The sequence below is a fragment of the Arhodomonas sp. KWT genome (assembly GCF_010993615.1).
Map to the genome: position 1 here is coordinate 1 of NZ_WNXE01000561.1, position 1,063 is coordinate 1,063.

At 69.9% G+C, this 1,063-nt stretch carries 1 protein-coding gene and 1 pseudogene; both read right to left on the reverse strand.

Annotation, left to right across the window (positions count from 1 at the left end; genetic code table 11):
• A pseudogene (locus G7A99_RS20720) lies at positions 1 to 666 on the reverse strand (alkene reductase); the annotation flags it as partial.
• A 94-nt stretch (positions 667 to 760) separates the two neighbouring features.
• The coding region (locus G7A99_RS20725; RefSeq protein ID WP_163143774.1) for a hypothetical protein at positions 761 to 1,063 on the reverse strand (303 nt) is incomplete at its 5' end.

Here is a 1,063-nt window from a genome sequence, read left to right on the forward strand (position 1 = left end):
GATGGCGTCCGTGACCTCGAATAGCAGACGGGCGCGGTTCTCGATGGAGCCGCCATAGTCGTCGGTGCGCTGGTTGGCGCCGTCCTTGAGGAACTGCTCGATGAGATAGCCGTTGGCGGCGTGGATCTCCACGAGGTCGAAGCCGGCGTCGCGGGCGCGCTCGGCGGCCCGGGCATAGTCGGCGACCAGTCCGGGGATCTCCGAGGCCTCCAGCGCCCGCGGCTCGGAGACGGGCTCGAAGCCATTGGCGGTATAGGTCTTGGCCTCGGCGCGTATCGCCGAGGGGGCGATCGGCGCCTCGCCGTTGAGCAGTGACGTGTGGGAGATACGGCCCACGTGCCAGAGCTGCAGTGCCATACGGCCGCCGGCCTCGTGCACGGCGTCGGTCACGCGGCGCCAGCCGGCCACCTGCTCGTCGCTGTGGATGCCGGGGGTATAGAGATACCCCTGGCCGTCCGGTCGGATCTGGGTCGCCTCGGCGACGATCAGGCCGGCGCCGGCGCGCTGGCTGTAGTACCGGGCCATCAGCTCGGTGGGGGCGTTGCCCCCGCCGGCGCGGTTGCGGGTAAGCGGGGCCATGACGATGCGGTTGGGGACCGCCACGTCACCGACCCGGAGCGGCTGGAACAGGGGCTCGACGGCGGGATTGCGGGGTGACGACTGCATGTTGCTCCCTGAATTTGATCGTTACACGGACTGTTAGTATAAGAACAATTGATCCGTCCGTGAAACCCCCGCCCGCGCTGTCCGGCTGTCGCCGTCAGCCCGCGAACAGCCGCGAGAAGAACCCGCGCCGGCGCGACGAGCTGGCCGCCACCTGTGCCCGGGCGTGCTCGGCAGCGGTCTCCACGAGGTTGTGGAAGTCCTCGTCCACCGGCTCCGCAAGGGTCCGTTCCTCGCGGCTGAAGGCGCTGCCTTCGCCCTCGACCCCGGCCTCCAGCATCGCGTCCGCCCACGCGATCAGGCCCTGGCGGACGGTCTCCAGCACCGTGGGGATGGCCGTCTGGGGCAGGGCGAGGGATAACCGGGTGTCGAGTCTGGCCTCCTGCTGAAGGGCGGCGAG